Below are 23,120 nucleotides of genomic sequence, written 5' to 3' on the forward strand. Positions count from 1 at the left end.
AGTAGGAGAAGGAGCCAGCAAGTGGACAGTCGGAACGGCGAGTCCGCAGAGTCGACGATGCCGAGCACGCCGCAGTCCTTCACAGTCGCTGAGGTTGCAGCCAGGTACCGCGTCGACAACTCGACGATCTATCGGGAGATCAAGGGAAAGCGCATCACGATCTTCCGGGTGGGGCCAGGGCAGGGAGCGATTCGCATCTCGCGGCATGCGCTCGAAGCGTACGAGGCGCGCGTGACGGTTGAGGCCGAAACCGTTGCCTAAGCGGGCCTGATCGCTGGTGGCGTCGGCTCGGCGGCGCCACCAGCACTCTTCGTCGAGGACGGCAAGAACGACGGATCACACGCACGAGAAGGAGACGGGGAAGCATGCTCTGTGGGCTGGCCGGCCAGCATGACGACGATCCGGTGACGTTTCGGGTCGAAGAGGCGGCGAGAGAACTTGGGATGTCGCGAGCGCAGCTGTACCGCCGAATCAAAGCTGGAGAGATCGCGACCCAAGGCGAGGGGCGTTCGCGTCGCATCTCCGAACAAGCGATTGCGGACTTCATGGCTGGCAGTGGAGGACTCGACGGGCCGAAACGGGAGAGTGTTCCAGCAACCGGGGCGAAGCGGTCAGTTTCGGCGACGTCCAAGGCCAAGGGCAGGCGGGGCACACCGCGCCGTCGTCCGGAGGGTACTCGGGTGCCCAACGGTGAGAACTCGATCTACTTCAGTGAGACCGATCAGAGCTGGCATGGGTGGGTGACCGTCGGTGTCCTGAAGGACGGCAGCCCGGATCGGCGGCATCGGATGTCCAAGAGCGAGAAGGCGCTCCGCAAGAAGGTTAAAGAGCTGACGAAGGCCCGAGATGAGGGCGCGATCCGAGAGGCCGGGCGGCGCTGGAGGGCTGGCGACTGGCTGATCCACTGGGTGGAGAACGTTGTCCCGCTTCAGGTACGAGACTCGACGACCGAGGGCTACCGGACCGATGTGTATAAGCACCTCGTTCCGGGGCTGTCGAAACACTGGCTCGACGCGGTGCCGCCGGAGTGGTTCGAAGGCCTCTACCTGACGATGATGCAGAACGGAGCCAAGCCGGCGACGGCACATCACGTTCACCGAACAGCACGGACGGCTTGGGGAGTGGCTTGTGCACGTGGCCACACATCGAAGAACCCTGTTGCGCTTGCGAAGCCTCCGCGGATCGAGGAAGAGGAGATCGAGCCCTACAGCCTTGAGGAGGTGCAGCTTCTCCTAGGAGCGGCTATGGAGCGTCGGAACGGACTGCGGTGGGTTCTCGCGCTCGTCTTCGGACTGAGGCAGGGCGAGGCGCTTGGGTTGAAGTGGGAGGACTTCGATCTGGACATCGTTGGCGAGGAAGGGTTTCGCGTTCGTCGCAATCGGCTTCGTCCGCGATACGCCCATGGATGCTCTGAGCCCTGCCAAAGGCCGTACGCCGGTCACTGTCCTGCCCGTATCTCCAAGAGGCCCAAGACGGGTCCGGTGAAGTCGAAAGCCGGCCGCCGCTCGTGGGCGCTCCCCGGGCCGATCGCTGTCGTCGTCCGCATGCATCGCGTGGCGCAGGAGGAAGAGCGTGTAGCGGCGGGTGACCGGTGGCTGGACGAGGGTTGGGTTATCGCGACCGAGAACGGCGACGCGGTGAACCCGCGGAACGACTGGGCTGAATGGAAGGAACTGCTTCGGGAGACAGGGCTCCGAGACGGCCGTCTGCATGATGCCCGCCATACCGCAGCGACCCTTCTGCTGCGCGCCGGGATCGTCGAGCGCACGACCCAGTCCCTCATGGGGTGGGGAGACACGCGGAACGCTCAGCGCTATCAGCACGTGACCGGTGTGATCCAGCGAGACGCTGCTTCGCGTGTAGGAACGCTCTTGTGGGGTGTCGGCGAGTTGGCCCCGAGTCCGTCTCAGTTGGCGATCAAACCGTCTCAAACTGTCTCAGGAGAGCTATCTGCAACTGGAAGCGCAACTGAGACGGATCAGTCGCACTGACGTGCCAAGACGAGAAGCAGCCCCTGCCCTGCGTTTCCGCAGCTCAGGGGCTGTTTTTAAAGCGGTGACGGTGGGATTTGAACCCACGGAGGCTTGCACCTCACACGCTTTCGAGGCGTGCTCCTTAGGCCGCTCGGACACGTCACCGTGGGATACCTTACCGGATCTGGGGGCGTGGCTCGGTCACTTTTGGCGGCGGTGGTCGAAGAAGTGGTCGAGGGCGGCTTTGCACTCGGGTTCGAGGACGCCGGGGACGACTTCGGGGCTGTGGTTGAGGCGGGGGTCTCGGAGGACGTCGTGGAGGGAGCCTGCGGCTCCTGCTTTGGGGTCCCAGGCGCCGAAGATGACGCGGGTGAGGCGGGATAGGACGATGGCGCCGGCGCACATGGTGCAGGGTTCGAGGGTGACGACCAGGGTGCAGTCGGTGAGGCGCCAGTCTTTGGTGTGTGGTTCGGGGTCGGTTTGTGGTGCCCCTTGTGCTCTTTGGTGCTGGAGGGCTTGGGCTGCTGCTCGGATCGCCACTATCTCGGCGTGGCCGGTGGGGTCGCCTTCGGCTTCGCGGGTGTTGCGGCCGGTGGCGATGACGGTGCCGGTGGGGTCGAGGATGACGGCTCCGATGGGGACGTCGCCGGTGGCCTCGGCGGCGGCTGCTTCGGCCAGGGCCAGGCGCATCCAGGGTTCGTAGCGGCGCTGGGTGGGCGTGGTCATGGGTCCAGTGTGGTCGGTCGGCGGGGCTTGGACGTCATCGGCCGGTGTGTGGGGTGTGACTGATGCCACACGCGATGAGCCTCACAAAAAGCGCCGGTTGGTGGGGAGGTGGAAGGAGCTGAGCCGCTCCCGGTCGAGCCCCGAGACCGCGGGCCCGAGGGCTGCGCTTCGAACCGCCGAAGCCCGAACCTCTAGTAGAAGAACGTCCGCAGCAGTTGCTGCTGCCTGAGCCGCGCCATCCGCGCCCGGCGCGGGGCGACGCGCTCGCGCAGGCGCTGGGCCTCGGCCAGGTCGGCGAGGAAGTCTTCGCGACGGCGCTTGCGGTCGCGGGCCTCGCGCGGCGCTGGTGCGGGCTGCGGTCGTGGTTGCGGCTGGTCTGCGGGCATCTGCATGTCACCGCCTTCCCGTTGCGCCGGTCTCCTTCCGGAAGCCGGCGGTTTGACCTTTTTGAGAGGTTACCTTGTCACCGTATGTGCTTGTCCAGTGCTTACCGGTGCAGTGCCCCGGCTCGTCGGATACCGTTTGCCCATGCCCACCGTGTCCATTCATGTCGTCGACCACCCGCTCGTAGCTCACAAGCTGACGCTGCTGCGGGACGCGCGCACCGCCACCCCCACCTTCCGCTCGCTCGCCGACGAGTTGGTGACGCTCCTGGCCTACGAGGCCACCCGCAACGCGCAGGTGGAGCCGACCACGGTGGTCACGCCGGTCGCCGAGGCGCGCGGGGTCACCTTCAGCGGCCCGCGGCACCTCGTGGTCCCCGTGCTGCGGGCGGGCCTCGGCATGCTCGACGGCATGGTCCGCCTGCTCCCGACCGCCGAGGTCGGCTTCCTGGGCATGGTCCGCAACGAGGACACGTTGCAGGCCTCCACCTACGCCACGCGCCTGCCGGAGCACCTCGCCGGCCGCCAGTGTTACCTCCTGGACCCGATGCTGGCCACCGGCGGCACGTTGATCGCCGCGATCCGCCTGCTCGCCGAGCGCGGGGCGGCCTCGGTGACGGCCGTCTGTCTGCTCGCCGCGCCCGAAGGCGTCGCCGCCGTGCAGGAAGCGTTGTCCGGCCTCGACATTCCCGTGGCGATCGTCACGGCGGCCATCGACGAACGCCTCAACGAGAACGGCTACATCGTCCCGGGCCTCGGCGACGCTGGAGACCGTCTCTACGGCACCGTCTCGGCCTAGAGAGGGTCGAGAGAGGGTCGAGAGAAGGCCTAGAGAAGCTCTAGAGAGGGTCTAGAGAAGCTCTGAGAAGGTCTAGAGATACCAACTGAGGTTTGGGGTACCAGCAAGCCGAAAAACGCCTGTGGGGCCGGTAGAACCGGCCCCACAGGCGTCTCCGCTACTTCCTATCCCCACACACGCCCCTACTGCGTCTTAAGCGCCGCCAACACCTTCGCCATGCTCTCCTTCGCATCCCCGAACAACAGCGACGTGTTCTGCGCGTACAGCAACTCGTTCTCAACCCCGGCGAACCCGGGCCGCAACGACCGCTTGCAGAACACCACCTGCTGCGCCTGATCCACATCCAGGATCGGCATACCGGAGATCGGAGAACCCGTAGGCTGCCGCGCCGCCGGGTTCACCACGTCGTTCGCCCCGATCACCACAGCCACGTCCGCCGAAGCCAACTCGGAGTTCGCGGCGTCCAGCTCCAGCAACGACTCGTAAGGCACGTTCGCCTCAGCCAGCAACACGTTCATATGCCCCGGCATTCGACCCGCGACCGGGTGGATCCCGTACGACACCTGCACCCCGCGCGACGTCAGCAGGTCCGCGACCTCACGCACCGTGTGCTGGGCCTGCGCGACCGCGAGCCCGTAGCCGGGGACGATGACCACCTTGCGTGCGTACCCGAGCAGGATGGCGACGTCCTCCGGCGAGGAAGTCCGCACCGGCCGCGGGGCGCCGTCGCCGCTCGCCGCAGGACCGCCGGCCGTGGCCGTGAAGGCTCCGAACAGTGTCCCGGTCAGCGGACGTCCCATGGCGGCGGCCATCATCCGGGTCAGCAGGGTCCCGGACGCGCCGACCAGCGTGCCGGCGATCACCAGAAGGGTGTTGTCGAGCACGTAGCCGCTGGCGGCGACGGTGAGGCCGGTGAACGCGTTCAGCAGCGAGATCACGATCGGCACGTCCGCGCCGCCGACCGGCAGTACGAACAGCACGCCGAAGGCCAGCGCCACGAGTGCCAACAGCACCATCAGCACGGTGCTCGGCCACGGCACGAGGAACACCCCGAGCAGTACGCTGGCCGCCGCGACCCCTATCGTCAGCCAGCGTCCCGCCGGCAGCACCACGGGACGGGTCGTCATCAGCTCTTGCAGCTTGGCGAAGGTGATCAGCGATCCGGAGAAGGACACCGCGCCGACCAGGATGGTGAACGCGGTCGCCGCCAGGTTCGCGGTGGCCGCGTGCGAGATGTCCTTGCCGGGCCGCAGGAATTCCACGGCGGCCACCAGCGCCGCGGCTCCGCCGCCGACGCCGTTGAACAGCGCGACCAACTGCGGCATCGCGGTCATCCGCACCTGCCGGGCGGTCGGCAGGCCGATCGCGGCGCCGACCACGATCGCCCCGATGATCAGCCCCAGGTGCTTCAGATGCGGCGTGGTCAGGGCGACGATCACCGCCAGCGTGGCACCGCAGGCCCCGATCACGGTTCCCATACGCGCGGTGCGCGGTGCCGACAGACCCTTGAGGGTGAGGATGAAGCAGATCCCTGCGATCAGGTACGCGGTGTCCCGCCACGCGCTGCTCACTTGGCGCCCTTCCCGGAGGAAGCGCCGGGACCCGACGACGCCGAGGAGGCCGAGGGCGCCGCGGCAGCCGCCGCCCCGGCACCGGACCCAGAACCGCCGCCGGACCCAGCCCTGGAACCGCCACCGGACCCCGGATCGCCGGGAGCCCGCCTAGGTTTCGCGAACATCCCCAGCATCCGGTCGGTCACCGCGAACCCGCCGACCATGTTGACCGTGGCCAGCACGATCGCCAGCAGCCCGATCACCAACTGCACGTTGGAGGTCGTGGAGCCGGTGGCGATGATCGCGCCGACCAGGATCACGCCGTGCACCGCGTTGGCGCCGGACATCAACGGGGTGTGCAGGATCGAGGAGACCTTGGAGATGACCTCGAAGCCGAGGAAGACGGCCAGCACGAAGACCGTCAACCACGCTGTGGAACTCATCTGAACTCACCCTTCAGCAGCACGCAGCACGCGGCGGCGATCTCGTCGGCGGCGATGCCCTCGGGAGTTGATACAAGCACTCCGTCCTGGCAGATGGCCAGGACGAAGGCCGACATGTTCGTGCCGTACAGCCGGGAGGCGTGCGCGGCGAGCTGGCTGGGCATGTTGCGGCCGCCGTGGACCAGCACGCCGTGGTGCCGGATGTCCTCACCGGGCCGCGACACCTCGCAGTTGCCGCCGTTGGGGTTGTCCGCGGCCAGGTCGACGATCACCGATCCGGTCCGCATCTTCTCCACCATCTGCGCGGTCACCAGCAGCGGGGCCGGCCGGCCGGGGACCGCGGCGGTGGTGATCACCGCGTCGGCGGCGGCCACGTACGGTGCCAGGGCCTTGCGTTGCCGGTCGGCGGCGTCGGTGGCCTGCTCGCTGGCGTAACCGCCGCTGGCAGAGGTCTGACTTTCGATGTCCAAGCTGATCGCCTTGGCGCCCAGCGAGCGGATCTCCTCGGCCGCGGCGGCGCGCACGTCGTACGCCTCCACCACCGCGCCCAGCCGCTTGGCCGTGGCGATGGCTTGCAGACCGGCCACCCCGGCGCCCAGGACCAGGACCTTCGCCGGCGGCACGGTCCCGGCCGCCGTCATCAGCAGGGGGAAGAAACGGGGCAGCCGTTCGGCGGCGATCAGGCCGGCCCGGTAGCCGGCCACCATGGCCTGGGAGGACAGGGCGTCCATGGACTGCGCGCGGGTGATGCGGGGGAGCAGTTCCAGGGCGAAGAAGGAGGCGTGCCGGTCCACCAGGACGCCGGCCGGGCCGCGGCCGTCCTTGGGAGAGGACAGGCCGACCACCGCCGTGCCGGGCCTGAGTTTGGCGGCAGTCTGCTGATCGAGTTGACCGACGGCGGCTAAGAGATCGATGTTTCCCAAAATTTCTTCCGGGCTTTTCGCGATCACGGCGCCCGCGGCGCGGTAGGCGTCGTCGTCCTCGTCGGAGGCCAGACCCGCACCGGACTGGACGTACACGCTGTGACCGGCCGCGATCAGGCGTCCCGCGGACTCGGGGGTGAGCGCCACCCGGCGCTCAAAAGGGGCGGTTTCGGTCAAGACACCGATCTGCATGCGATCAACCTAGCCGGGGAATGCAGCGTATGTGTGCCCCCTGACACAGAAGTCCACTGAGTCGTTATGGTCAGCCTTGGTCCCGGACACGGCCAAAACCGTCGGTCCGGGCTAGGCTTTGACACAGTGGGGAAGCTGTTAGGTAAGAGTGAACCGGGAACGCCTCGCATGATGCTGACTTCCGGTCGCGCGGCACCTCGACCGTCCAGATGTAAGGGGATCTGACGTGAAACTCAAGCCGGCCGTGCAGTGGGGCATCGTGCTCTTCCTGATCTACTTCGTGGTCCAGAACCCGTCAGGGGCGGGCAACATCGCCCAGGGAGCGTTGAACTGGGTGGCCGGTGTCGGCCACACCCTCGGTGATACGTTCCACAACCTGGTTTCGAGCTGATCGGCGAGACGGTAACCCGACGTGTCCGACTCATCGCCGCCGCTGTATGGGCGGATGCTGCTCAAACCGGAACTCGAGGGCCGCGCCAAGCGGTTCCTGGTCCCGGGTGAGCGACTGGTCATAGCGGTGCGCCATCATCTGGCCGCGATCATCATTCCGGTGCTGATCGCGGTGGTGCTGGCGCTGGCCGCCATGGGCATCGACATCTTCTCCACCCCCGGCGCCGGCAAGTTCCGGCTCGGCGCCTGGGCGGTGGCCGGGATCGCCTTCCTCTATATGGCCTGGAATCTCGCGGTGTGGAACGGGGACCTGCTGATCGTCACGAACAAGCGGATCCTGCACACCCACGGCGTGATCACCCGGTCCTACGACGCCCTGCCGCTGGGCAAGGTCAACGACATGCGGGTGGAGCGGGATCTGTTGGGCCGGATCCTGGGCTACGGCCGGTTCAACGCCAAGGCGGTCGGCGACGCCCCGTTGGGCCGGCGCGGGCTGGACTTCATCTCCCACGTCGAGGAGACGTGGCTGGAGATAAGCAACCTGTTGTACGGCCCGGGTGCCAAGTCCGGTCCGAAGGAGCCGCAGGAGGTCCGCGTCGTCGGCGCTGTCCTGCCGGACATGAACGGCGAACCGGTCGAGATAGTGCTGCCTCCGGTGTCCGTGAAGAGTCCGGCCGATGACGACAAGGCACACCCTGTGAACGCCGCCATGCTCCCGGTGCGGGTGTTCCGTGACGACAAGGGCGAGCGGGCGTTTGAGACCGACGTCACAACCACGGGCAACAAACGTCGCAGGATTCGCTTTTTCCGCTAACCGGACATCAGTCGCTCTAGCCCAGGTCGCGCCCGAAAGCGGCGGGCCTGGGCCAACCGTGACGTTCACAGCGCGTCCACACCCCTGCCCGAAGCGTGGCCTGAATCTAAGCGTTCGCTGAACGAATCATGGACTTGTCACTTGTTAGGCAGACGGTGGGTGACTAACGTCCTCAGGGCTTCGCCGCTCCCAACGGACCGCCAGGTTCCGGGCGTCGGGGCACCGCCGAGTCCGCACACCACGCGGAGCCGGGGAACCAGGTTCGTCGGCGTGGCCCACGCGAAGAGCGGGGGTGGCGCCATAGGGGTGAATCGGTCGGCGTGCACACGCCGTCATGTGTGTGCGTGCGACCGTAGGGCTACTTCTCGGCCCGAATCCGTCAGCTAACCCGGTAGGCGGACTAGGAGGAGACGGAGCTCAGAAGCTCGCATGACTGTCAATGCCCGACATCGTCGTCCGCGTGCCCGAAAGTCCACGAAGCTCGCCCTGGGCGCCGCCGCGGCCGGGACCATGGTCCTGGTGCCCAGCGTCGCCAACGCCGAGCCGCAGCCCACGATCGACCAGGTCAGCGCCCAGCTGAACAAGCTGTACCAGCAGGAGGCGCACGCCGACGAGGCCTACAACGCGGCGCAGGACGCCCAGGCCAAGCTGCAGCAGCAGGTCGACGGGATCAACGGCCAGATCAGCGCCGAGCAGGCGAACATGAACCAGACCAAGACCCGCCTGGGCGGCCTGGCCGCCGAGCAGTACCGCAACGGCGGCATCGACCCCACCCTGCAGCTGATGTTGCAGGCCAACCCCTCCACCATGCTGACCATGTCGGCCACCGTGGGGCGGGTCACCGCGAACAACGCCGACACGCTGGCGCTGCTGGACCAGCAGAAGGCGGACCTGGCGACCAAGGCCAGGGAGGCGGCGGCCAAGATGGCGCTGCTGGACCAGCAGGTCAAGGCCGCCGAGTCCACCAAGAAGGAGTTCGACGGCGACGTCGCCAAGACCCAGGCGCTGCTGAACTCGCTGCAGGCGCAGCAGCGGGCCGCTCTGCTGGCCGCGCAGCAGAAGCAGCAGGCCGCGGCGCTGGCGGCGGCTCAGGCGGCTTCGCAGCACTCGACGTCGGGGTCGTCCGGGTCTTCCTCGGGCTCCTCCGGTTCGTCCGGGTCCTCGGGCTCGTCGGGCTCGACGGGGTCGGGCGGCTCGAAGGTGCCGATCCCCGCGGTGTCCGGCCGTGCCGCCGCGGCGGTGGCCTTCGCCCAGGCGCAGATCGGGAAGCCGTACATCTTCGGCGCCACCGGTCCGGGCGGGTACGACTGCTCCGGGCTGACGCAGGCGGCGTGGAAGGCGGCCGGGGTGGCGATCCCGCGGACCGCCACGGCGCAGATGCAGGGGCTGTCGGCGATTCCGGCGTCTTCGGCGCAGCCGGGTGACCTGGTGTTCTTCTACGGCGACTCGAGTTATGTGGATCACGTCGGGTTGTACATCGGGAACGGGATGGTCATCCACGCTCCGCACCCGGGTTCTTCGGTGGAGATCGTTGCGGTGAGCAGTATGCCGCTGGTTTCTTACGCTCGGCCGTAGGTCGTAGCGGCCGTAGGGGTTCGGCTCGCATAGCTCGCATAACCCCCATGGCTCGTTTCAGGTTGTCGGCGTGTTCTCGGCGCGCTCCCGGACGGTGTGGGTCCGGGACGATGCCCGGCGGACCCCGGCCGTGGTCGCGTACCCCCTCCCCGCGCGACCGCTGCCGGGGTCCGCCGGGCGGGTCCTGGACTCTGCTGTGTGGGCGTGGCGTCTGGCCTGGGGTTTTCTCCCCGTAACCCGGGCCGGACGCCACCGCCACGCGCCATCCGCGCGACCGGTGCCGCCAGCGTCTGGACAGGGCGCGTAGAGATCCGTACCCGGGACGAGTGGAGCGGCTCCGCACTTTTGCGTAGTGCTGCTCACAGCTCCTATAGGCCCCGCGGCTGTTAAGCTCGGGGGCACAGACGTCTACCAGAAGGGAGGTGGCCACGTGAAGAAGCTGCTTCTGCTCGCAGTGGCTGCCATCGGCGGTCTGCTGGTCTACCGGCAGGTCCAGTCCGACAAGTCGGAGCAGGACCTCTGGACCGAGGCGACCGACCCGGTCCCTTCGGCCTGAGAACCGCTCATCCGGCTTCCTCGGCAGCTAGAGCCGGGGCACGGTCCGTCTCCCGGGTTCGGGAGGCGGACCGCTCTACGGGGCCATGGCGCAATTGGTAGCGCACCTGCTTTGCAAGCCAGTACTTTCGTTTGACCAGGGGCCATAGCTCAATTGGCAGAGCACAGCCTTTGCAAGGCTGGGGTTCGGGGTTCGATTCCCCGTGGCTCCACTGTCAGCCCAGTGACCTGGGCTTTTGTGGATGATGTAGGGCTCGGGCGAGCGGCTTGGGACCCCGCCCGAGCGGTCTGACTGACTCTCATCGGATCTTGCTGGATCTGACCCGTCACGGAAAATACGCGGAAAAGGGCTTCGGGCCTTTTCCGATCTGTCGTCGCTGGTCAGTGGCCTGATCCGCGTCAGCGTCGACCGGGTTCGTCCCCGTCCCCGAAGTCGCTCACGTCAAGATCATCCTCCTCGTCAGGCTCATCCTCGTCCTCTTCGAAGGCGTCCTCGTCGGCGTCCTCCGAGCCGGAGCCGCCGTCGTCCGGCGCGTCCGCTTCAGAGGCGGTGAGCGCCTGGCTGACGAAGAAGTCGATGGACTGTTCGATCAGCTTCCGAGCGAGTTCCTCCTGCCCCTCGATGCACTTGGCGTAGATCCGGAGCAGTACGTCCAGGCCGTGCCCGGCCCACTCGGCGATGAGCGTCGGCGGGACTCCGGCGTTCAGTAGCAGTGAGACGCCGCCGTGGCGCAGGTCGTAGGGCCGCTTGCCCAGCTTCGACTTGAACTGTCGGACGGACAGGGTCTTGTGCCGGGTGAAGCGCCAGACCTTCGCGTAGGCGGTCTTGCTGATCGTCCGTCCACCGCCCCTGATGCCGGTGAACAGGTGGCCACCGGGGGGAACGTTGTACTGCTTGAGGTGCCGACGGACCCATGCCACGCCGTTGGGGTGAATGGGGACGTCGCGATCCTCGCCCTTCTCGCGCTGCTTCAGCGCCTTGCTCTCACGGCCTTTGGCTTCGTCGGTCCACTGCTTGGCTGGCTGCGGGTCGGCGACGCTGAACCTGACGCGGCCCCATTCCGTCTCCGGCTGACCCTTCGGGGGCTCGGGCGGGAGAGTGAAGCAGTCCTCAGTCAGGTCCATCGCCTCGCTTGGCCGCATCAAGGCGTAGTACAGGAGAGCGAAGAACGCCTGGAGTCGTTCGCCAGTGGGGCCGTACTCCGCGGCGTTGGTGATCAGCGCTTCGACTTGGGCGGGGTTGGCGACCACACGCTTGTCGACGACGTTGGAGCGCTTGGATTGTTTGCCGAAGCGGTCCCACTTCGGATCGTCCAGCGGGTTGGCGTCCAGCACCTTGCACTCGACCAAGAACTCCAACGCCTGATTGAAGCTGGCGCGGTAGCGGCTCACCGTCGAACGCGCTGCTTTCAGGCCGGTGGTGGGCTGGAGCAGGATTGCTTCCATGGCGGTCCGGAACGTTGCCTCGTCGGCGAGGTCGCCGGCGGGTCGTGAGTGTTCGCGGATCCACTTCAGAGCGGCGACATATCGCGGCGCCGGGGGGACGGTCTCGCGGTTGTTCTTGTTGTAGACGTACTTCACCAGGACGTAGTTGAGGTCCCGGCGATCCGGCGCGCCGTCCCGATTGGTGACGAGCGCGGCCGTGACGATGCTGAGCGCTGCTGCCATCGCGGCCCGGGAGGTGGGTTCAAGTAACGGCCACTTGGCGTCGGTGAACTCCACGAAGCGCTCGTAGCAGGTGGCGGCATTGCTTTCCGCCTCCTGCCTTGCCCTGTCGGCCTCCTCGTACTCCTGCTTGCGCCGATACTCCGCCATCGGCAGTCCGGAACGGATGTGGAACGCCTCGCCGCGGCTGACCGCAAGCTGGAGCTCCCTCTGTCGATTCTCGGCCTGGGGGTACGTGGGGAAGCTGGCAGTGCATTCCTTCTCGCGGCCTTCGACGACCCAGCGGATCGAGTACGTGCACTTGCGCTTCTCGATCGGCTTGACCAGTTCCTCCTTGGCCTGGCTGATGTGCTCCCGGATCTTCGGCCAGATCCGGACCTTGTATGTGAACTCTTCGTCGTTCAATGCCTGTCTTCCGTCGATCGGTCTCGGCGGGGGAGTGGGATGCGGTCGGCGGCTACTTCTCTTCGTGGGACTTCAGCCACCGGTCGAGGTCGGTGGTGCGGAAGCGCAGAGTGCCGTTGGGGTACTTGATCGCCTTGGGGGCTTTGCCCCGGGCCTTCCATCGGAAGAAGGTCGAGCGCGGAAGCGGCTTGCCGGGCTCGCCGAGGATGTCCAGCAGCTCGTCAAGGGATATGAGGCCGTATGCGTTGCCCACGGTGGGGGCCCTTTCGGTGAGGGCCCGGCCCCGGCCAGCCCGGCGGGAGGCCGGGCTGGACTTGGATCGGTTCGATCAGAAAGCGAGTGCGGGGCTCACCGCGGCAGAGGGAACGTCTCAGTGGACAGGCCGCCGGTGGGCAGTTGCAGCTTGCTGATGCTGCCTCCGGCGCGGTAGGCGTTCCAGGCCTTGATCAGCAGGGCGAGGATGAGGTCAGCGCTGACCGTGCCGCGGCCGCGCAGAGCGTCGCGTTCGCGGCGCACCCGCTCCCGGAACACCAGAACCGGGTGGCCGAGTTGGAGCCCAACGCCGTCGGCGATGCGCTGCATGAACCAGTTGGCGGGCTCGGCGTCGATGCCGGCGAGCAGCCAGTAGGCGAAGCCGAGCTGGGCCGGGGGAATTCCGGCGCCCTTGGCGTGGGTCACGCCGAAGTCGGCGGCTTCGACGATCCCGGGCACCGCGGCGAACGTCGCGTCCATCTCCGGGTCGGTGACTTTGTAGCTGCCTGTCTTGGTGCGGTAGCCGGCGTTCCACAGCGTCACGCGGCGCACGATCGCCGACACCGCGTCGCCGTTCTTGACGTCCTGCCAGCGCAGGGTGTCGGCGTAGGAGCGGCGGGCGCCGATGTCGGTGGTCTTCTGGGCTTCGATGGGCAGGCCGGTGACGAGCAGGCAGACGGCGGCGATGCCGGTGATCTCGATGGCCTCCAGCCGGTGCTGCCCGTCGATGAGGCGGCCGTCGACGCAGATCTTGATGGTTTCGCCGTTGACGTCCCAGCGGTCGGCGGTCATGTCGCGGGCGTAACCGTCGGCAACGGCCTCGCGAAGGCGCCGGTTGTGGGAGTTGGCGTCCAGCAGCGCGGTGGCCATGGTCGGGGTGATCTCGACCCAGTCGGCCTTGACCTGCCGCTTGATCGTGGCCAGCGGGGTGCGGGTGGCCGATATGCGCGCGTCGACGTTGACACTGGTCGTAGTGGTGCTCAAGGCAGTGTTCCTTCGGAGAAGTGAAGGGCCTGCCTCGCCACCGGCGGGACAGGCCGGTGGAGGTGGTGCTAGTAGCATCTGCTGCCGAGGTGGTCTGTCACATGAATGGACCACCACAAAGTGCCAGTTCCCTAACCTAGAGCCAGGTCTGCATTCCACTACAAGCTCTGGGCCAGCCTCCGGTGAGCGTGCGTGGCCGGGACCCGACCCGAGCTTGCCGCCGATGTGCAGATTCACACAGAGTGTGATCAACTCGCACTGAAAGTAGCCACTCCCGAAGGGATGCCGACATGACCAGCAGCACGCTTACGGCGGTCGTCGCTAAAGTCGTTAACCTCATGGCAGGCGGTATGAGCGAGACGGACGCCATCGCTAAGGCCAAGAAGGAGGTGCCCGGCGGACAGAACCACACTTCCGACGCCATCTCCGACGCACTGCCGGAGGATCCTTCAGCTCCGAAGCCCCTCCCCATCAACGGCGCCGGCAACGGCGGCACCGTTATCGCAGAGGCAAACGAGGCGCAGGACTACTAGTTACAGGAGTGCGGTCAGATGCCCGGGGTCGCCGGGATCTGGTGCCGCTCGGGCGGTAGCTCTTTGGCGAGCTTCTCCTTCAGGCGTTGGAAGCCCTTGGAGGTGAGGCGTCCAGAGGCCGGGCAGGGCCCGAACTCGTTGACGTGCACGGTGTTGACCATGTAGTTGCGGCCGACGGCGTAGGCGGTGGCAGCGGTGGAGTGCACCTCCACCCACCGCCAGCGGCGGCGCATCCGCTCCCGCAGCTCGTGCTCACCGATGACGAACAGCCGCCGCAGCATCCGGGCGGCGTCGCGCACGCTGCACGTGTCGTCGCTGTCGAAGAACGCATCATAGGCGGCGGCCTTCGGGGCGATCACCACGTGCTCGGCGGTCAACTCGGTGTTCTTGGCCGTCAGCTCCTGGTTCTTCTCCTGGAGCTGCCGGGCGATGTCGATCACGTTGGTTGCCATCGCCAGCGCTGCGGCGGGATCAGTGGCCAGGGTGGCCGCGAACTGCGAGCCGGGGTCGATGAACACCCCGCCGGTCTTGCGGATCGTGGGCAGCACCACCGTGGTGACCCACCGCTTGAATGCCCGCGCCTCGGGACGGGCCGACCGGAAGATCAGCTCGTACAGCCCGGACTCGGACACGAGGGTGATCCGCCTACCTGCATCAAGTGCAGTTGCGGCGCGACCTGGGAAAACGTCCTCGAACTTGGCGGTGTGGTAGTCGTCGGAGTCGAGCCAGCGGGTGACCTGGCCGGCGTCGGCGTACCCGAGAATGCCGCAGACGTCCATCAGGACCCAGTACGGCTCGCCGTCGCGGACGACGGTGCGGACCTGCTGGCCCTGGAAGTTGAACAGGGCTATGTCGCTGGTTGCCATACCGCTCACCGTGCCTTCAGTGCGACGTGGACCGCGGCGCCGACCAGGTCCGGGATGTTCTCGCCGATCTCGGCCAGTACCCGGTCGCGAACCTCGGCCACGGCGGCGATGATCTCGGCTTGGACAGTGGAAACGATCTCGCGGCGGATGAACTGCTCCAGGACCGTGCCGTTTTGCTGACGCCCGTCAATCGGGGCATTCAGGAGATCGCGGGTGTGCTCCAGGATCAGCTCGCGCATCGTGCGCTTGTCGCCGGTCGGCATCCCCAGGAAATTTGTGCGGACCGTCGGGTTCTCCATCGCCTCAGCGAGGATCGGAGCCAGAGTGGTGCGGATCATCTCGTCCCGCACCTTCTCCACCCAGGTCGTGATCGTCTCCCAGTGCGGACCGTTCGCGATCCGGACCACGATGTCCTCGGCGATCTTGTCGCCCAGGGTGCGCTCGGTGTCGTCGTGGTTGTAGCCGATGACGTCGGCTAGATCGATGCTGTCGACGTTGACGGTGAACTCCATGTTCAGTCAGCTCCCTGCCGTGATGGCGGCGGCGCGCATGCGCTCCAGGCGCTCGTTGGGGAAGGCGTCCAGGCCGACGTTGAGCAGCTGATTCAGCTCCTCGACCTCCCGCAAATGCATCGCCGCAGCCAACTGGTCGTCGACCTTGTCGACGGCGGCACGCGCGGCCAGCAGGGTCTTGTGGCCGGCGGTGGTCAGGCGGATCGCCGTCGGTCGGCCGTGCCGGCTGGTGTTGATCTCTCGGGTGATCAGTCCGGCGTCGGCCAGGCGGAGCAGAACGGTGCCGGTGCTCTGGGCGGACACGCCGATGCGGGCAGCGGCCCACGCGGCGGAGATGCCGGGGTCGCGGGCGAGCAGGTCGAGCAGCTCGAAGCCCGCGACGGTCAAGCCGTGCGGTTCCAGGGCCTGGCGCTCGGCGCCGTCGATGGCGCGCCGCAGGGCCTGGATGTTGGTGGTGGTGTTGCCTATGCCGGACATGCCGAGGGTGCCTTTCGTGTGCGGGATGGTTCCGGTGCGGTGTGGTGTGCGGCGACCGGGGTGATGTGCAAAGCCAGTTGCCGGGCCGGCCTGGTTGGCCCGAGCAGGAACGTGACGGCGAGCAGGTGCCGCCAGTCGTCATCGGGAAGGATCCCAGCGTCCACCAGGCCGTCGATCGCCGCCTTGGCGCTGGGCCCCCAGTTGTGTGGGTCCAGGCGGCGCCGGTTGTGCGGGTGCAGCACGACCGTGATCCATGCCTGCTTTGCCGCGGGGATCTGTGCGGCGCGGGCCAAGGTGGCGGCGGCGACGCGGATGCCGCCGGTGACGGCTGCCCGGCGGGACCAGTGGGGTCGCTCGTTGGCGGTGAGCAGCACCAGGGCCGGCGGGAGTTCGATGGTGAAGCACACCGGGCTGATCGAGCGGCACGGCGCGGTGAACACGGAAGCGGCCATGCCCGCAGGTATCGGGCATGGCCGCTGGGGTATGTCGGAGCTGTCGGTTGGTGGTGCCGGGCTCCCGATGTCGGTCACCGTGGCGCCGGATCGGGGATGAGGACGGCGTTGTCGGGCAGCAGCGGGCGCCACCGGGCGGGGATTTCCCCCTGGTCCCACAGGTTGCTGCCGGTGATGCTCTTGCCAGTGAAGTATTGGATCCGGTAGGTCCGACCGCCGTGGCCGCGCATCGTGACCGTGCCGGGTTCGGGATCGGGCCGCATGATGTAGAACCGGCCGTCGATCCGGGCGACGGGGGCGCCGGTGTCGGAGTAGTCCAGTAGCCGGCCCGTGGTGAACCGGGTCTTCACGGCCGCCGCCCAGAATGCACAGCCGATGCACAGCCCTGCGATAGGGGGCGGCGCGCCGATCGGTGCTGTGACGGCCGGCCCGCTCCATGCCGGCTCCTCCGTGCAGATGATGCACGGCGGCTCGGCCGTGCCCTCGGCGGGCGGTTCGGCGTGCTGCTCGGCGTCGTGCTTGCTCATCTGGGCCAGAACGTCGCTGTGGCGTACGCGGGAGTCGGACAGCACGCCTAGGACCGCGTCGTCTCCGGCTGTGTCCAAGCAGTCCATGCACACGATCCAGATGCCGGAGTTCCCGGCCGACAGCGTGTATCGGTCGGCCGAGGCCGCCGGGATGGTTGTAGAGGTCAAGGGGCTGGCTCGCTATCTGCGCTGGGCGGCGGGGTGGCGGCGCAGGTACAGCTGGACGCCGCCGTGGGCGAGGTAGAACTGCAACCCGGTGAGCACCTGATCGGCGGTGAGCCCTCGGCGGGGCCAGCGTCGTGCGGCGCCGGGCTCGTACAGGCTGGCGATGCTGCGGTGCATGTTGAGGAAGACCGCGCCGAGTTCGGCTGGGTCACCGTCGAACACGCTCAGGTGGTCGTCGATGAACCGGCCGGTGGCGCCTATGAAGTAGGCGCGGGAGGCGGGGTTCGCGAGTTGTAGGGAGTCCTCAAAGGAGGCGGCTATTCGGTCCAAGCCGGGGTCGGCGGCCATGTGCAGATACCTTTCGTCAACAAGCGGGCAGGTCAGCGCTGAGCGGGGGTTTTGGTGGCGTCCAGGACGGCGTGACGGAACGTGGAGGCGGCGTCGTCGACGGCTGCGGTGAGTCGTGTGGCGAACTGTGCGGCGATGTCGTTGCGGATCGCGGCGTCCACCAGCCCCCGGACTCCGCTGGCGTGCTTCTGCATCTGCGTGGTCACGATGTCCTCGACCTCTCGTCGCAGCGGGCTGGCCCAGGTGGGCCGGTAGCTGGTGGTGTCGCGCTTGTCGAACAGTTCGATCTGCCGGGCGACGATGTCGGCGACCTGGTCGGCAAAGCTGCGTTCGGCGCCGATGCCCACCCCGCGCGGGGTGTGCAGGGCGGTCTGCACGACCGGCTCCAGCTTGGAGCGGATCAGCTCGTCGCGGATCCGGGTCATGTCGAAGCGGTTGAAGTGCTGGGCCACCAGGCGCTCGGCGATGCGGTCGGCGACGGCGTCGGCCAGGGTGCGTGGCGGGCCGTCCACCGGATCGCCGTCCTCGTTGTAGCCGGCGAACTCGTGGTCGATGACCGTGTTCAGGTCCAGATCGGTGACGTTGATGACGATCGGATAGGTGCCGGCCGGGGTGTGGTCGCTCACGCGGGCTCCTTGTTGTTCGTGGCGGGGTTGCGGCTGATGGCGGCCAGTCGGGTGTTGATGGCGGCCAGCAGCGCGGCCTGGGCTATGGCGGCGTGGGCGGTGGCTATGGCGGCGCAGGCCTCGCCCTTGCCGGCGGTGTTCGGGTGCTGGGTGAGCGCCTCGGACTTGTCGATCCAGTAGGCGGCGCGGGCCAGGTGAACTGCTGGAGACGGGGGATTCTTCGGTATCGATGCGGGCATGCCGGCACGTCCTTGAGTTCGGATCCGCCCCGGGGCGGAAATGACGAAGGCCTCGGACGAGGTTTCTCGTCCGAGGCCTTCGAGGCGTCAGCGTGTGAAGTTGTGGAGTTCTGCCTGCTAGAAGGGCGGATCCTCGTCGTGCTGGCCCCCGCCCCAGCCGCCGCCGTTGCCGCCGGAAGCCCACTGGTCGTTGCCGCCGGCATTCCGGCCGCCGCTGTTTCCACGGCCGCTCGGCTGTCCGCCGCCGGAGTTGCTAGCGCCACTCCAGCCACCGCCCTGCTGCCCGCCGCCCCAGCCGCCACCACTGCCGCCCGCACCGTTTGCCCGGTTGGCCTTGGTGACCTTGGCCGTCGCATACTTCAGTGACGGGCCGATCTCCTCGACGTCGAGCTCCACGACCGTGCGCTTCTCGCCTTCCTTGGTCTCGTACGACCGCTGGCGCAGCCGTCCGGAGACGATCACCCGCATGCCGCGGGTCAGCGATTCGGCGACGTTCTCCGCCGCCTGGCGCCAGATCGAGCAGCGCAGGAACAGCGCGTCGCCGTCCTTCCACTCGTTGGCCTGCTGGTCGAAGGTGCGCGGGGTGGATGCGACGGTGAAGTTCGCGACCGCCGCACCGCTGGGGGTGAAGCGCAGTTCGGGGTCGTCGGTCAGGTTGCCGATCACGGTGATGACGGTCTCGCCCGCCATGGGCGTCTCCTAACTCCCCGGGGAGACCGGGGCGGTGCGATCGAGGCTCAGGTGCCGGGGTTGGGCCGGCGGCGGGGCTGCTTGGGCCAGTCGGGGAGGCCCCAGTCACCGCCGATGTTCGCCTTGATCAGGTCGGCGAGGCGGTGTAGGGCCTGCTTCTGCCCTTTGGCGCTGGTGCGGTAGCCAACCACCGGCACCACGTGGCCCTTCACGCGGGCACGCCGGATCCTGGCCTTCGCCGCGTCGATGGAGACGTCGAGCAGGAGGGCGACCTCCTCGATGCCGAGCTCCGTGTCCGGGTCGTTGGTCAGCATCTCCTGGACCAGATTCAGCATGCGGGGAACTCCAAGGGTGTCGTCGCACTCGGGGTGGACGCAGACCACCAGGCCGGTGGGAATGTTCAGCAAGGCCGCGGGGACGATGGTGCGGGTCGGAAGGCCCGCGTCCGGAACGTGGTTGCGCGGGCAGCGCATCCGCACGTATCCCTCGACGTCAGCCAGTACGCACGTCAGGACCGCGAAGTGTCTCCGCATCGCCGATGTGGTGTGCTGGGTGACCGGCTCGGGAGCAGTCTCCTCATCGAGCAGCCGCTCCAGCAGGGCGCCGCGTGCCGAGCGGTCATCCAGCGGAATCTCCAGGCCGGGACCGTCCAGGGTTTCCAGGATCGCCTGGCGGATCGCCAGCTCCTGAATCTGGTCGCGGTCGTGGTCGTGAACCGCGGACGTCACGTCGATGCGGACGGGCGCCTTGTCGCCGGCCGGACCGCCCCGCCCGTTGCCGCCGTCGTATCGCTTACCGTTCTTGGCCGCGGCGTGCTGGTCGAGTTGGTCGGCTATTTGCGCGGCCTGTCTGATGTAGCGGTGCCTCTGGTCCGCCATGGCCCCTCCCCGATTCCGGCAAGGCTAAAGCCCCCCGGGTTTGTACTGTGAGCATCTGGAACCTCGGCTCAAGCGAGCCGAGAAGACGAAAGCAAACCTCTGACGTGTCGCACGCTGCTCAGGTTGCTAGCACGGCGATGATCACCGGGCATCCGGGCATCGTAGTCGCAGGTCCGGCGCATGCGGGATCGGTTTTCTCAAGCACCGGACACACTCAGCGGCTTAGCCGGGCGGCGCGAACACTGCGGCGCGCGCCGTCGACATCGCGCACAGCGCGACGCTGAGAACCAGGACGTTGTGGGCGCTGCTATGCGCCACCAGTCCGGCAGACATGAGATGCATGTCAGCTTCTTTCTAGAGCGACGGGGTACACAGTAGACCTGTCCTGCCTTCTCCGGGAGGGGGGATCGGCGGAGCCGGTTCATGGGGGCGCGGGGAACCGTAGCGGCCTTTTTCACGGCAGCAGCCTCCGCGCGGGGGATGATCAACAAGGGTTGCCTCATGATCCTGCGCCGCACCGGGCGCCGCCAGAACCCCGTACGAATCCGAACACGCTGGGCAGCAAATTTAGCGCCCCTCCTAGATCGTTGGACGTCGAAGATAACCAAGTTTGGTGTCCGCTGGCAACATCTTTGGTGCTTGTTGGTGCTGCTTGGTACAGTCGCGCTCCGGCGACGGCGGAAGCCGGCGCCCCTGACGGCGAGCGAAGGAGGTTGCTCATGGCGTTGATGCACGACCCGTTGCGTCTCGGCGCCGCCGTACGCGCGCGGCGGCACGAGAAAGACTGGTATCAGCGCGACCTCGCTAAGCGGGCGGGGATCTCCGTCGGCACGGTCCGCAACATCGAGCAGGGCAAAGGGGCCAGCGACCTGGTGATTGCGGCGCTGGAGAAGGCGCTGGAATGGGTGTCGGGCAGCGGGGCCCGGGTCCTGGCCGGAGGCGATCCAGAGTTGATCCCGGCCAAGCCCGCCAGCTATGTCTCCTCCCGCACCCGCACGCCGCTCGACTTGTCCGAGGTCCCGTTGGAGGAGTTGCAGGCCGAGCTGAACCGGCGGATCGAAGCCCTGGTGAAGCAGGCTGTGGCCGACAATCCTGACGCCGCGTAGTCGATGCCCGGCGAGACGGGCGGGCAATGATCGGCGCAATGACCTGTTCGAACTTGCGTTCGAGCAGGTCATTGCGCTATCAAAGGGGTCGATGACTTGCGAGCTGGTCTGACGTGCGCGAGGTGCTCAATTGATTTGGGATCCGAAGAAGGCCCTGCTCCTCCAACCGGACCTGACCTACATGCGCACCGAACTCCCACCAGGGGAGAAGGGGCGGTACTTCCCCGCCTTCCACACCATCGTCGTGGACTCCGGACTGAACCAGGCCGGTAGGCGGTGCGCGCTGACGCACGAGCTGATTCACGCCGAGGCCCGCGACGACTGCATCCCCTCGTCCTGGCTGACCGACAAGTATGAACACGACGTCGACAAGCAAGCCGCCACCCGGCTGATCACCCTTGAGGCGTTGATCTCAGCTCTGCTGTGGACCCACAATCCCGACGAACTGGCCGAGGAACTGCATGTCGATGCCGACACTGTGCATGTGCGGCTCGCTCACCTGAGCCGGGCCGAGCGCGGCGCGATTGCCGCCCGGCTCAACGAGGCGTTCAGCCGGCTGCCGTGACGACAGCAGGCCCGGCCGGGGAAACACCGGACCGGGCCTGAAGCGCAGGAAGGATCAGCCGGTGTGCAGCAGGCGAGCGGCGACGTCGAACAGGACATCCTTGGACTCGGCGGTGAACTCCCCGGACTTCACCGCGTTCTTCATTATCGAGGAGTGGATGGCCAGCGACGCGTTCCAGCCCGCATTGAAGCCCGGGGCGTCTACGGCGAGTGCGTCGACCAGATCCAACATGGCCTGTGCGTGGGCGCGAGCCTGATCCTCGGGCAGTCGCGCCTCGCCCTGGGTCAGAGCCAGCAGGGCTGCGATCGAGCCGAGGAAGCCGGCCAAGGTCATCGGGTCGTCTAGATCCGCCCCTTCCAGGGCGGCGTTGCGGTGGATCCTCTGGGTGACGCTGACCTGTTCCTGGTCTTGCGTCTTACCACCAGCGGCGTGCTCAGTCATGGGCCGTCTCCCGTTGGCGATTCACTAGGGTTTCGGCGCGGGACCGGGTGCCCGTCCGGTCCATCGCGCCACTTGGGCTTCCAAAACGCGGACAGTATGGCCTGCGAAACTATGTGCAGACCAAGGTCCCGCCTACGGCGGGTATGAGTGAACAATGGATCGTTCCCATACTGCCACGGGCACCGGCAGTCAAGGGCGGCCGCAGTAACGTCCTTGACGCATCCTTGACCAAAGATCACGGCGGGTAGCCCGCATGCGGCCTGTCGTGGCGGGAGTGGGCTGTTCAGGCTACTCGCGTGACTTGACCGGCTGGAACTGCGCCGCTGCCTTCTCGACGATCTTCGGTTTGCGGATGGCGGCCTTCAGTAACCCGGCCCCGCGGGTGTCGCCGGCCTGGCCGAGTTGTTTGGCCAGCCGGTCCAGCACGGAGGGCAGCCAGTGACCGCCGGAGCCGATCGCCGCTCGCGCCATCGCTGCCCCCTTGGCTGCCCCGGCCTCGAAGGCGGCGCCGAGTTGGCCGGCAAGAAACGTCGGCGTCCCGGCAGGCGCCCGGTAGTTGGCGCGCGCCGCGGTGGCGATCAGCTCGATCATCAACGCGTCGTCGAAGACCGGTTTCACGGTGTGCCCGCGCATCAGCCGGTACCGGGTGCCGTCGGCGCCAGTGACATACACCGACACCTCCTTGTCTTGCCCGGTGGCCGGATCCTTCACCGGTTCGCCGGTAACCGGGTCGATCACCTTCCGTTTCCCGGAGATGTTGTCGCCGCCGAGGGCGGTCAGTTCCTCGTCCAGCACCTCCTTGGCCGCTGTGGCGGCTTCGGTCAGGGCCTTGGCGCCGTCGGTCAGCATCTCCGCGGCCTGGATCATCCGGGGCGTGACCGCCGCCGGATCTGCGGCGCGCAGCTGCAACGCGTGCTCGTGCACAGCGAACGCCAGAGCGTCTCTGGCATTGATGTCGGGGTCGGTGGAGGCGGCGAGCAACTTGGACAGCAGCGCCTGGACGGCGGCGCGCGGATCGGACAGAGCCGGCGGGTGCGCGGGGATCAGGTCTTCCGCCACGGGG

At 67.5% G+C, this 23,120-nt stretch carries 30 protein-coding genes, 2 tRNA genes and 1 riboswitch; of the genes, 11 read left to right on the forward strand and 21 right to left on the reverse strand.

The window, feature by feature from the left end; translation table 11 throughout:
- Positions 1 to 21: 21 nt before the first annotated feature.
- Positions 22 to 261, forward strand: a complete 240-nt coding sequence (locus IZR01_RS05620) for a helix-turn-helix domain-containing protein (RefSeq protein WP_194923132.1) — start codon at positions 22 to 24, stop codon at positions 259 to 261.
- 104 nt (positions 262 to 365) lie between these two features.
- On the forward strand, positions 366 to 1,991 hold the full coding sequence (locus tag IZR01_RS05625; protein ID WP_194923133.1) for a site-specific integrase: 1,626 nt from the start codon (positions 366 to 368) through the stop codon (positions 1,989 to 1,991).
- A gap of 62 nt (positions 1,992 to 2,053) precedes the next feature.
- Here IZR01_RS05625 and IZR01_RS05630 read toward each other — a convergent pair.
- The 3 genes from IZR01_RS05630 to IZR01_RS05640 all read right to left on the reverse strand — a co-directional run bounded on the left by IZR01_RS05630 (position 2,054) and on the right by IZR01_RS05640 (position 3,091).
- A tRNA-Ser gene (locus tag IZR01_RS05630) sits at positions 2,054 to 2,138 on the reverse strand.
- A 36-nt stretch (positions 2,139 to 2,174) separates the two neighbouring features.
- Positions 2,175 to 2,699 carry a nucleoside deaminase gene (locus tag IZR01_RS05635; protein WP_228558952.1) on the reverse strand — a complete coding sequence of 175 codons (525 nt, stop codon included), beginning with the start codon at positions 2,697 to 2,699 and terminating at the stop codon, positions 2,175 to 2,177.
- A gap of 191 nt (positions 2,700 to 2,890) precedes the next feature.
- Positions 2,891 to 3,091, reverse strand: coding sequence for a hypothetical protein (locus IZR01_RS05640; RefSeq protein ID WP_194891354.1), 201 nt, complete (start codon positions 3,089 to 3,091; stop codon positions 2,891 to 2,893).
- A gap of 145 nt (positions 3,092 to 3,236) precedes the next feature.
- On the opposite strand from IZR01_RS05640, the gene upp reads away from it, so the two are divergent.
- Entirely contained in the window at positions 3,237 to 3,881 is a 645-nt protein-coding gene (upp, locus tag IZR01_RS05645; RefSeq protein WP_194891391.1) for a uracil phosphoribosyltransferase, read from the forward strand.
- A 182-nt stretch (positions 3,882 to 4,063) separates the two neighbouring features.
- Here the strand turns inward: upp and IZR01_RS05650 are convergent, their stop codons facing one another.
- From IZR01_RS05650 to IZR01_RS05660, 3 genes are read right to left on the reverse strand one after another with little or no spacing between them, the layout of a single operon-like run.
- Complete coding sequence (locus IZR01_RS05650) at positions 4,064 to 5,452, reverse strand: NAD(P)(+) transhydrogenase (Re/Si-specific) subunit beta (RefSeq protein WP_194923134.1); 1,389 nt, start codon at positions 5,450 to 5,452, stop codon at positions 4,064 to 4,066.
- Complete coding sequence (locus IZR01_RS05655; RefSeq protein ID WP_194923135.1) at positions 5,449 to 5,877, reverse strand: NAD(P) transhydrogenase subunit alpha part 2; 429 nt, start codon at positions 5,875 to 5,877, stop codon at positions 5,449 to 5,451. The genes IZR01_RS05650 and IZR01_RS05655 overlap by 4 nt, the downstream gene beginning before the upstream one ends.
- Positions 5,874 to 6,992, reverse strand: a complete 1,119-nt coding sequence (locus IZR01_RS05660; RefSeq protein ID WP_194923136.1) for an NAD(P) transhydrogenase subunit alpha — start codon at positions 6,990 to 6,992, stop codon at positions 5,874 to 5,876. Before IZR01_RS05660 ends, IZR01_RS05655 begins: the two co-directional genes overlap by 4 nt.
- Positions 6,993 to 7,218: 226 nt before the next feature.
- On the opposite strand from IZR01_RS05660, the gene IZR01_RS05665 reads away from it, so the two are divergent.
- From IZR01_RS05665 to IZR01_RS05680, 5 genes are all read left to right on the forward strand, one after another.
- A complete protein-coding gene (locus IZR01_RS05665) occupies positions 7,219 to 7,383 on the forward strand; it encodes a hypothetical protein (protein WP_194891350.1) in 165 nt (54 codons plus the stop codon).
- Between the two features lie 21 nt (positions 7,384 to 7,404).
- A complete protein-coding gene (locus tag IZR01_RS05670; protein WP_194891349.1) occupies positions 7,405 to 8,196 on the forward strand; it encodes a PH domain-containing protein in 792 nt (263 codons plus the stop codon).
- 213 nt (positions 8,197 to 8,409) lie between these two features.
- Positions 8,410 to 8,608: riboswitch (cyclic di-AMP (ydaO/yuaA leader) on the forward strand.
- A gap of 17 nt (positions 8,609 to 8,625) precedes the next feature.
- A complete protein-coding gene (locus IZR01_RS05675; RefSeq protein WP_194923137.1) occupies positions 8,626 to 9,771 on the forward strand; it encodes a C40 family peptidase in 1,146 nt (381 codons plus the stop codon).
- Positions 9,772 to 10,201: 430 nt separating this feature from the next.
- On the forward strand, positions 10,202 to 10,327 hold the full coding sequence (locus IZR01_RS50035) for a DLW-39 family protein (RefSeq protein ID WP_212016801.1): 126 nt from the start codon (positions 10,202 to 10,204) through the stop codon (positions 10,325 to 10,327).
- A 138-nt stretch (positions 10,328 to 10,465) separates the two neighbouring features.
- Positions 10,466 to 10,538: transfer RNA gene (locus IZR01_RS05680), tRNA-Ala, on the forward strand.
- Positions 10,539 to 10,725: 187 nt separating this feature from the next.
- Here IZR01_RS05680 and IZR01_RS05685 read toward each other — a convergent pair.
- The 3 genes from IZR01_RS05685 to IZR01_RS05695 form a co-directional block, all read right to left on the reverse strand.
- Positions 10,726 to 12,396, reverse strand: coding sequence for a tyrosine-type recombinase/integrase (locus IZR01_RS05685; RefSeq protein WP_194923138.1), 1,671 nt, complete (start codon positions 12,394 to 12,396; stop codon positions 10,726 to 10,728).
- Positions 12,397 to 12,448: 52 nt separating this feature from the next.
- Positions 12,449 to 12,649 (reverse strand): helix-turn-helix transcriptional regulator, encoded by a 201-nt coding sequence (locus tag IZR01_RS05690; protein WP_228558953.1) that lies wholly within the window; start codon positions 12,647 to 12,649, stop codon positions 12,449 to 12,451.
- A gap of 95 nt (positions 12,650 to 12,744) precedes the next feature.
- Positions 12,745 to 13,632, reverse strand: a complete 888-nt coding sequence (locus IZR01_RS05695; protein ID WP_194923139.1) for a hypothetical protein — start codon at positions 13,630 to 13,632, stop codon at positions 12,745 to 12,747.
- A 290-nt stretch (positions 13,633 to 13,922) separates the two neighbouring features.
- Here IZR01_RS05695 and IZR01_RS05700 point away from each other — a divergent pair, with 290 nt between their 5' ends.
- Positions 13,923 to 14,165, forward strand: a complete 243-nt coding sequence (locus tag IZR01_RS05700; RefSeq protein WP_194923140.1) for a hypothetical protein — start codon at positions 13,923 to 13,925, stop codon at positions 14,163 to 14,165.
- 14 nt (positions 14,166 to 14,179) lie between these two features.
- Here the strand turns inward: IZR01_RS05700 and IZR01_RS05705 are convergent, their stop codons facing one another.
- The 10 genes from IZR01_RS05705 to IZR01_RS05750 all read right to left on the reverse strand — a co-directional run bounded on the left by IZR01_RS05705 (position 14,180) and on the right by IZR01_RS05750 (position 19,945).
- Positions 14,180 to 15,031 carry a BRO family protein gene (locus IZR01_RS05705; RefSeq protein WP_194923141.1) on the reverse strand — a complete coding sequence of 284 codons (852 nt, stop codon included), beginning with the start codon at positions 15,029 to 15,031 and terminating at the stop codon, positions 14,180 to 14,182.
- 5 nt (positions 15,032 to 15,036) lie between these two features.
- Entirely contained in the window at positions 15,037 to 15,543 is a 507-nt protein-coding gene (locus tag IZR01_RS05710) for a hypothetical protein (RefSeq protein WP_194923142.1), read from the reverse strand.
- 6 nt (positions 15,544 to 15,549) lie between these two features.
- Positions 15,550 to 16,020: a MarR family winged helix-turn-helix transcriptional regulator gene (locus IZR01_RS05715; RefSeq protein WP_194923143.1), complete on the reverse strand. Its 471-nt coding sequence runs from the start codon at positions 16,018 to 16,020 to the stop codon at positions 15,550 to 15,552.
- On the reverse strand, positions 16,008 to 16,472 hold the full coding sequence (locus IZR01_RS05720) for a hypothetical protein (protein WP_194923144.1): 465 nt from the start codon (positions 16,470 to 16,472) through the stop codon (positions 16,008 to 16,010). The genes IZR01_RS05715 and IZR01_RS05720 overlap by 13 nt, the downstream gene beginning before the upstream one ends.
- A gap of 74 nt (positions 16,473 to 16,546) precedes the next feature.
- Entirely contained in the window at positions 16,547 to 17,167 is a 621-nt protein-coding gene (locus IZR01_RS05725) for a hypothetical protein (protein ID WP_194923145.1), read from the reverse strand.
- Between the two features lie 12 nt (positions 17,168 to 17,179).
- Entirely contained in the window at positions 17,180 to 17,512 is a 333-nt protein-coding gene (locus IZR01_RS05730) for a hypothetical protein (protein WP_194923146.1), read from the reverse strand.
- Between the two features lie 32 nt (positions 17,513 to 17,544).
- Positions 17,545 to 18,138, reverse strand: a complete 594-nt coding sequence (locus IZR01_RS05735; RefSeq protein WP_194923147.1) for a hypothetical protein — start codon at positions 18,136 to 18,138, stop codon at positions 17,545 to 17,547.
- Positions 18,135 to 18,377 carry a hypothetical protein gene (locus IZR01_RS05740; protein WP_194923148.1) on the reverse strand — a complete coding sequence of 81 codons (243 nt, stop codon included), beginning with the start codon at positions 18,375 to 18,377 and terminating at the stop codon, positions 18,135 to 18,137. Before IZR01_RS05740 ends, IZR01_RS05735 begins: the two co-directional genes overlap by 4 nt.
- Positions 18,378 to 18,494: 117 nt before the next feature.
- Complete coding sequence (locus IZR01_RS05745) at positions 18,495 to 19,067, reverse strand: single-stranded DNA-binding protein (RefSeq protein ID WP_194923149.1); 573 nt, start codon at positions 19,065 to 19,067, stop codon at positions 18,495 to 18,497.
- Positions 19,068 to 19,114: 47 nt separating this feature from the next.
- Complete coding sequence (locus IZR01_RS05750) at positions 19,115 to 19,945, reverse strand: hypothetical protein (protein ID WP_194923150.1); 831 nt, start codon at positions 19,943 to 19,945, stop codon at positions 19,115 to 19,117.
- Between the two features lie 719 nt (positions 19,946 to 20,664).
- Here IZR01_RS05750 and IZR01_RS05755 point away from each other — a divergent pair.
- A complete protein-coding gene (locus IZR01_RS05755) occupies positions 20,665 to 21,051 on the forward strand; it encodes a helix-turn-helix domain-containing protein (RefSeq protein ID WP_194923151.1) in 387 nt (128 codons plus the stop codon).
- 130 nt (positions 21,052 to 21,181) lie between these two features.
- Entirely contained in the window at positions 21,182 to 21,616 is a 435-nt protein-coding gene (locus IZR01_RS05760; RefSeq protein WP_194923152.1) for a hypothetical protein, read from the forward strand.
- 54 nt (positions 21,617 to 21,670) lie between these two features.
- Here IZR01_RS05760 and IZR01_RS05765 read toward each other — a convergent pair whose 3' ends face one another.
- Both IZR01_RS05765 and IZR01_RS05770 read right to left on the reverse strand, forming a co-directional pair.
- Positions 21,671 to 22,057: a hypothetical protein gene (locus IZR01_RS05765; RefSeq protein ID WP_194923153.1), complete on the reverse strand. Its 387-nt coding sequence runs from the start codon at positions 22,055 to 22,057 to the stop codon at positions 21,671 to 21,673.
- Positions 22,058 to 22,345: 288 nt separating this feature from the next.
- The gene (locus tag IZR01_RS05770) at positions 22,346 to 23,116 is read right to left on the reverse strand and encodes a hypothetical protein (protein ID WP_194923154.1); all 771 of its coding nucleotides are present in this window, start codon (positions 23,114 to 23,116) and stop codon (positions 22,346 to 22,348) included.
- Positions 23,117 to 23,120 lie beyond the last annotated feature (4 nt).

The organism is Catenulispora pinisilvae (assembly GCF_015356865.1).
Lineage (GTDB): Bacteria > Actinomycetota > Actinomycetes > Streptomycetales > Catenulisporaceae > Catenulispora > Catenulispora pinisilvae.

Bases quoted from the DNA above. Each gene is read 5' to 3' on its own strand.
- IZR01_RS05635 (WP_228558952.1), bottom strand. From the start codon at position 2,699: ATGACCACGCCCACCCAGCGCCGCTACGAACCCTGGATGCGCCTGGCC.
- IZR01_RS05730 (WP_194923146.1), bottom strand. From the start codon at position 17,512: ATGGCCGCCGACCCCGGCTTGGACCGAATAGCCGCCTCCTTTGAGGAC.
- IZR01_RS05640 (WP_194891354.1), bottom strand. From the start codon at position 3,091: ATGCAGATGCCCGCAGACCAGCCGCAACCACGACCGCAGCCCGCACCA.
- IZR01_RS05715 (WP_194923143.1), bottom strand. From the start codon at position 16,020: ATGTCCGGCATAGGCAACACCACCACCAACATCCAGGCCCTGCGGCGC.
- IZR01_RS05765 (WP_194923153.1), bottom strand. From the start codon at position 22,057: ATGACTGAGCACGCCGCTGGTGGTAAGACGCAAGACCAGGAACAGGTC.
- IZR01_RS05750 (WP_194923150.1), bottom strand. From the start codon at position 19,945: ATGGCGGACCAGAGGCACCGCTACATCAGACAGGCCGCGCAAATAGCC.
- IZR01_RS05655 (WP_194923135.1), bottom strand. From the start codon at position 5,877: ATGAGTTCCACAGCGTGGTTGACGGTCTTCGTGCTGGCCGTCTTCCTC.
- IZR01_RS05745 (WP_194923149.1), bottom strand. From the start codon at position 19,067: ATGGCGGGCGAGACCGTCATCACCGTGATCGGCAACCTGACCGACGAC.
- IZR01_RS05675 (WP_194923137.1), top strand. From the start codon at position 8,626: ATGACTGTCAATGCCCGACATCGTCGTCCGCGTGCCCGAAAGTCCACG.
- IZR01_RS05705 (WP_194923141.1), bottom strand. From the start codon at position 15,031: ATGGCAACCAGCGACATAGCCCTGTTCAACTTCCAGGGCCAGCAGGTC.
- IZR01_RS05710 (WP_194923142.1), bottom strand. From the start codon at position 15,543: ATGGAGTTCACCGTCAACGTCGACAGCATCGATCTAGCCGACGTCATC.
- IZR01_RS05660 (WP_194923136.1), bottom strand. From the start codon at position 6,992: ATGCAGATCGGTGTCTTGACCGAAACCGCCCCTTTTGAGCGCCGGGTG.
- IZR01_RS05740 (WP_194923148.1), bottom strand. From the start codon at position 18,377: ATGCCCGCATCGATACCGAAGAATCCCCCGTCTCCAGCAGTTCACCTG.
- IZR01_RS05755 (WP_194923151.1), top strand. From the start codon at position 20,665: ATGGCGTTGATGCACGACCCGTTGCGTCTCGGCGCCGCCGTACGCGCG.
- IZR01_RS05625 (WP_194923133.1), top strand. From the start codon at position 366: ATGCTCTGTGGGCTGGCCGGCCAGCATGACGACGATCCGGTGACGTTT.
- IZR01_RS05720 (WP_194923144.1), bottom strand. From the start codon at position 16,472: ATGGCCGCTTCCGTGTTCACCGCGCCGTGCCGCTCGATCAGCCCGGTG.
- IZR01_RS05700 (WP_194923140.1), top strand. From the start codon at position 13,923: ATGACCAGCAGCACGCTTACGGCGGTCGTCGCTAAAGTCGTTAACCTC.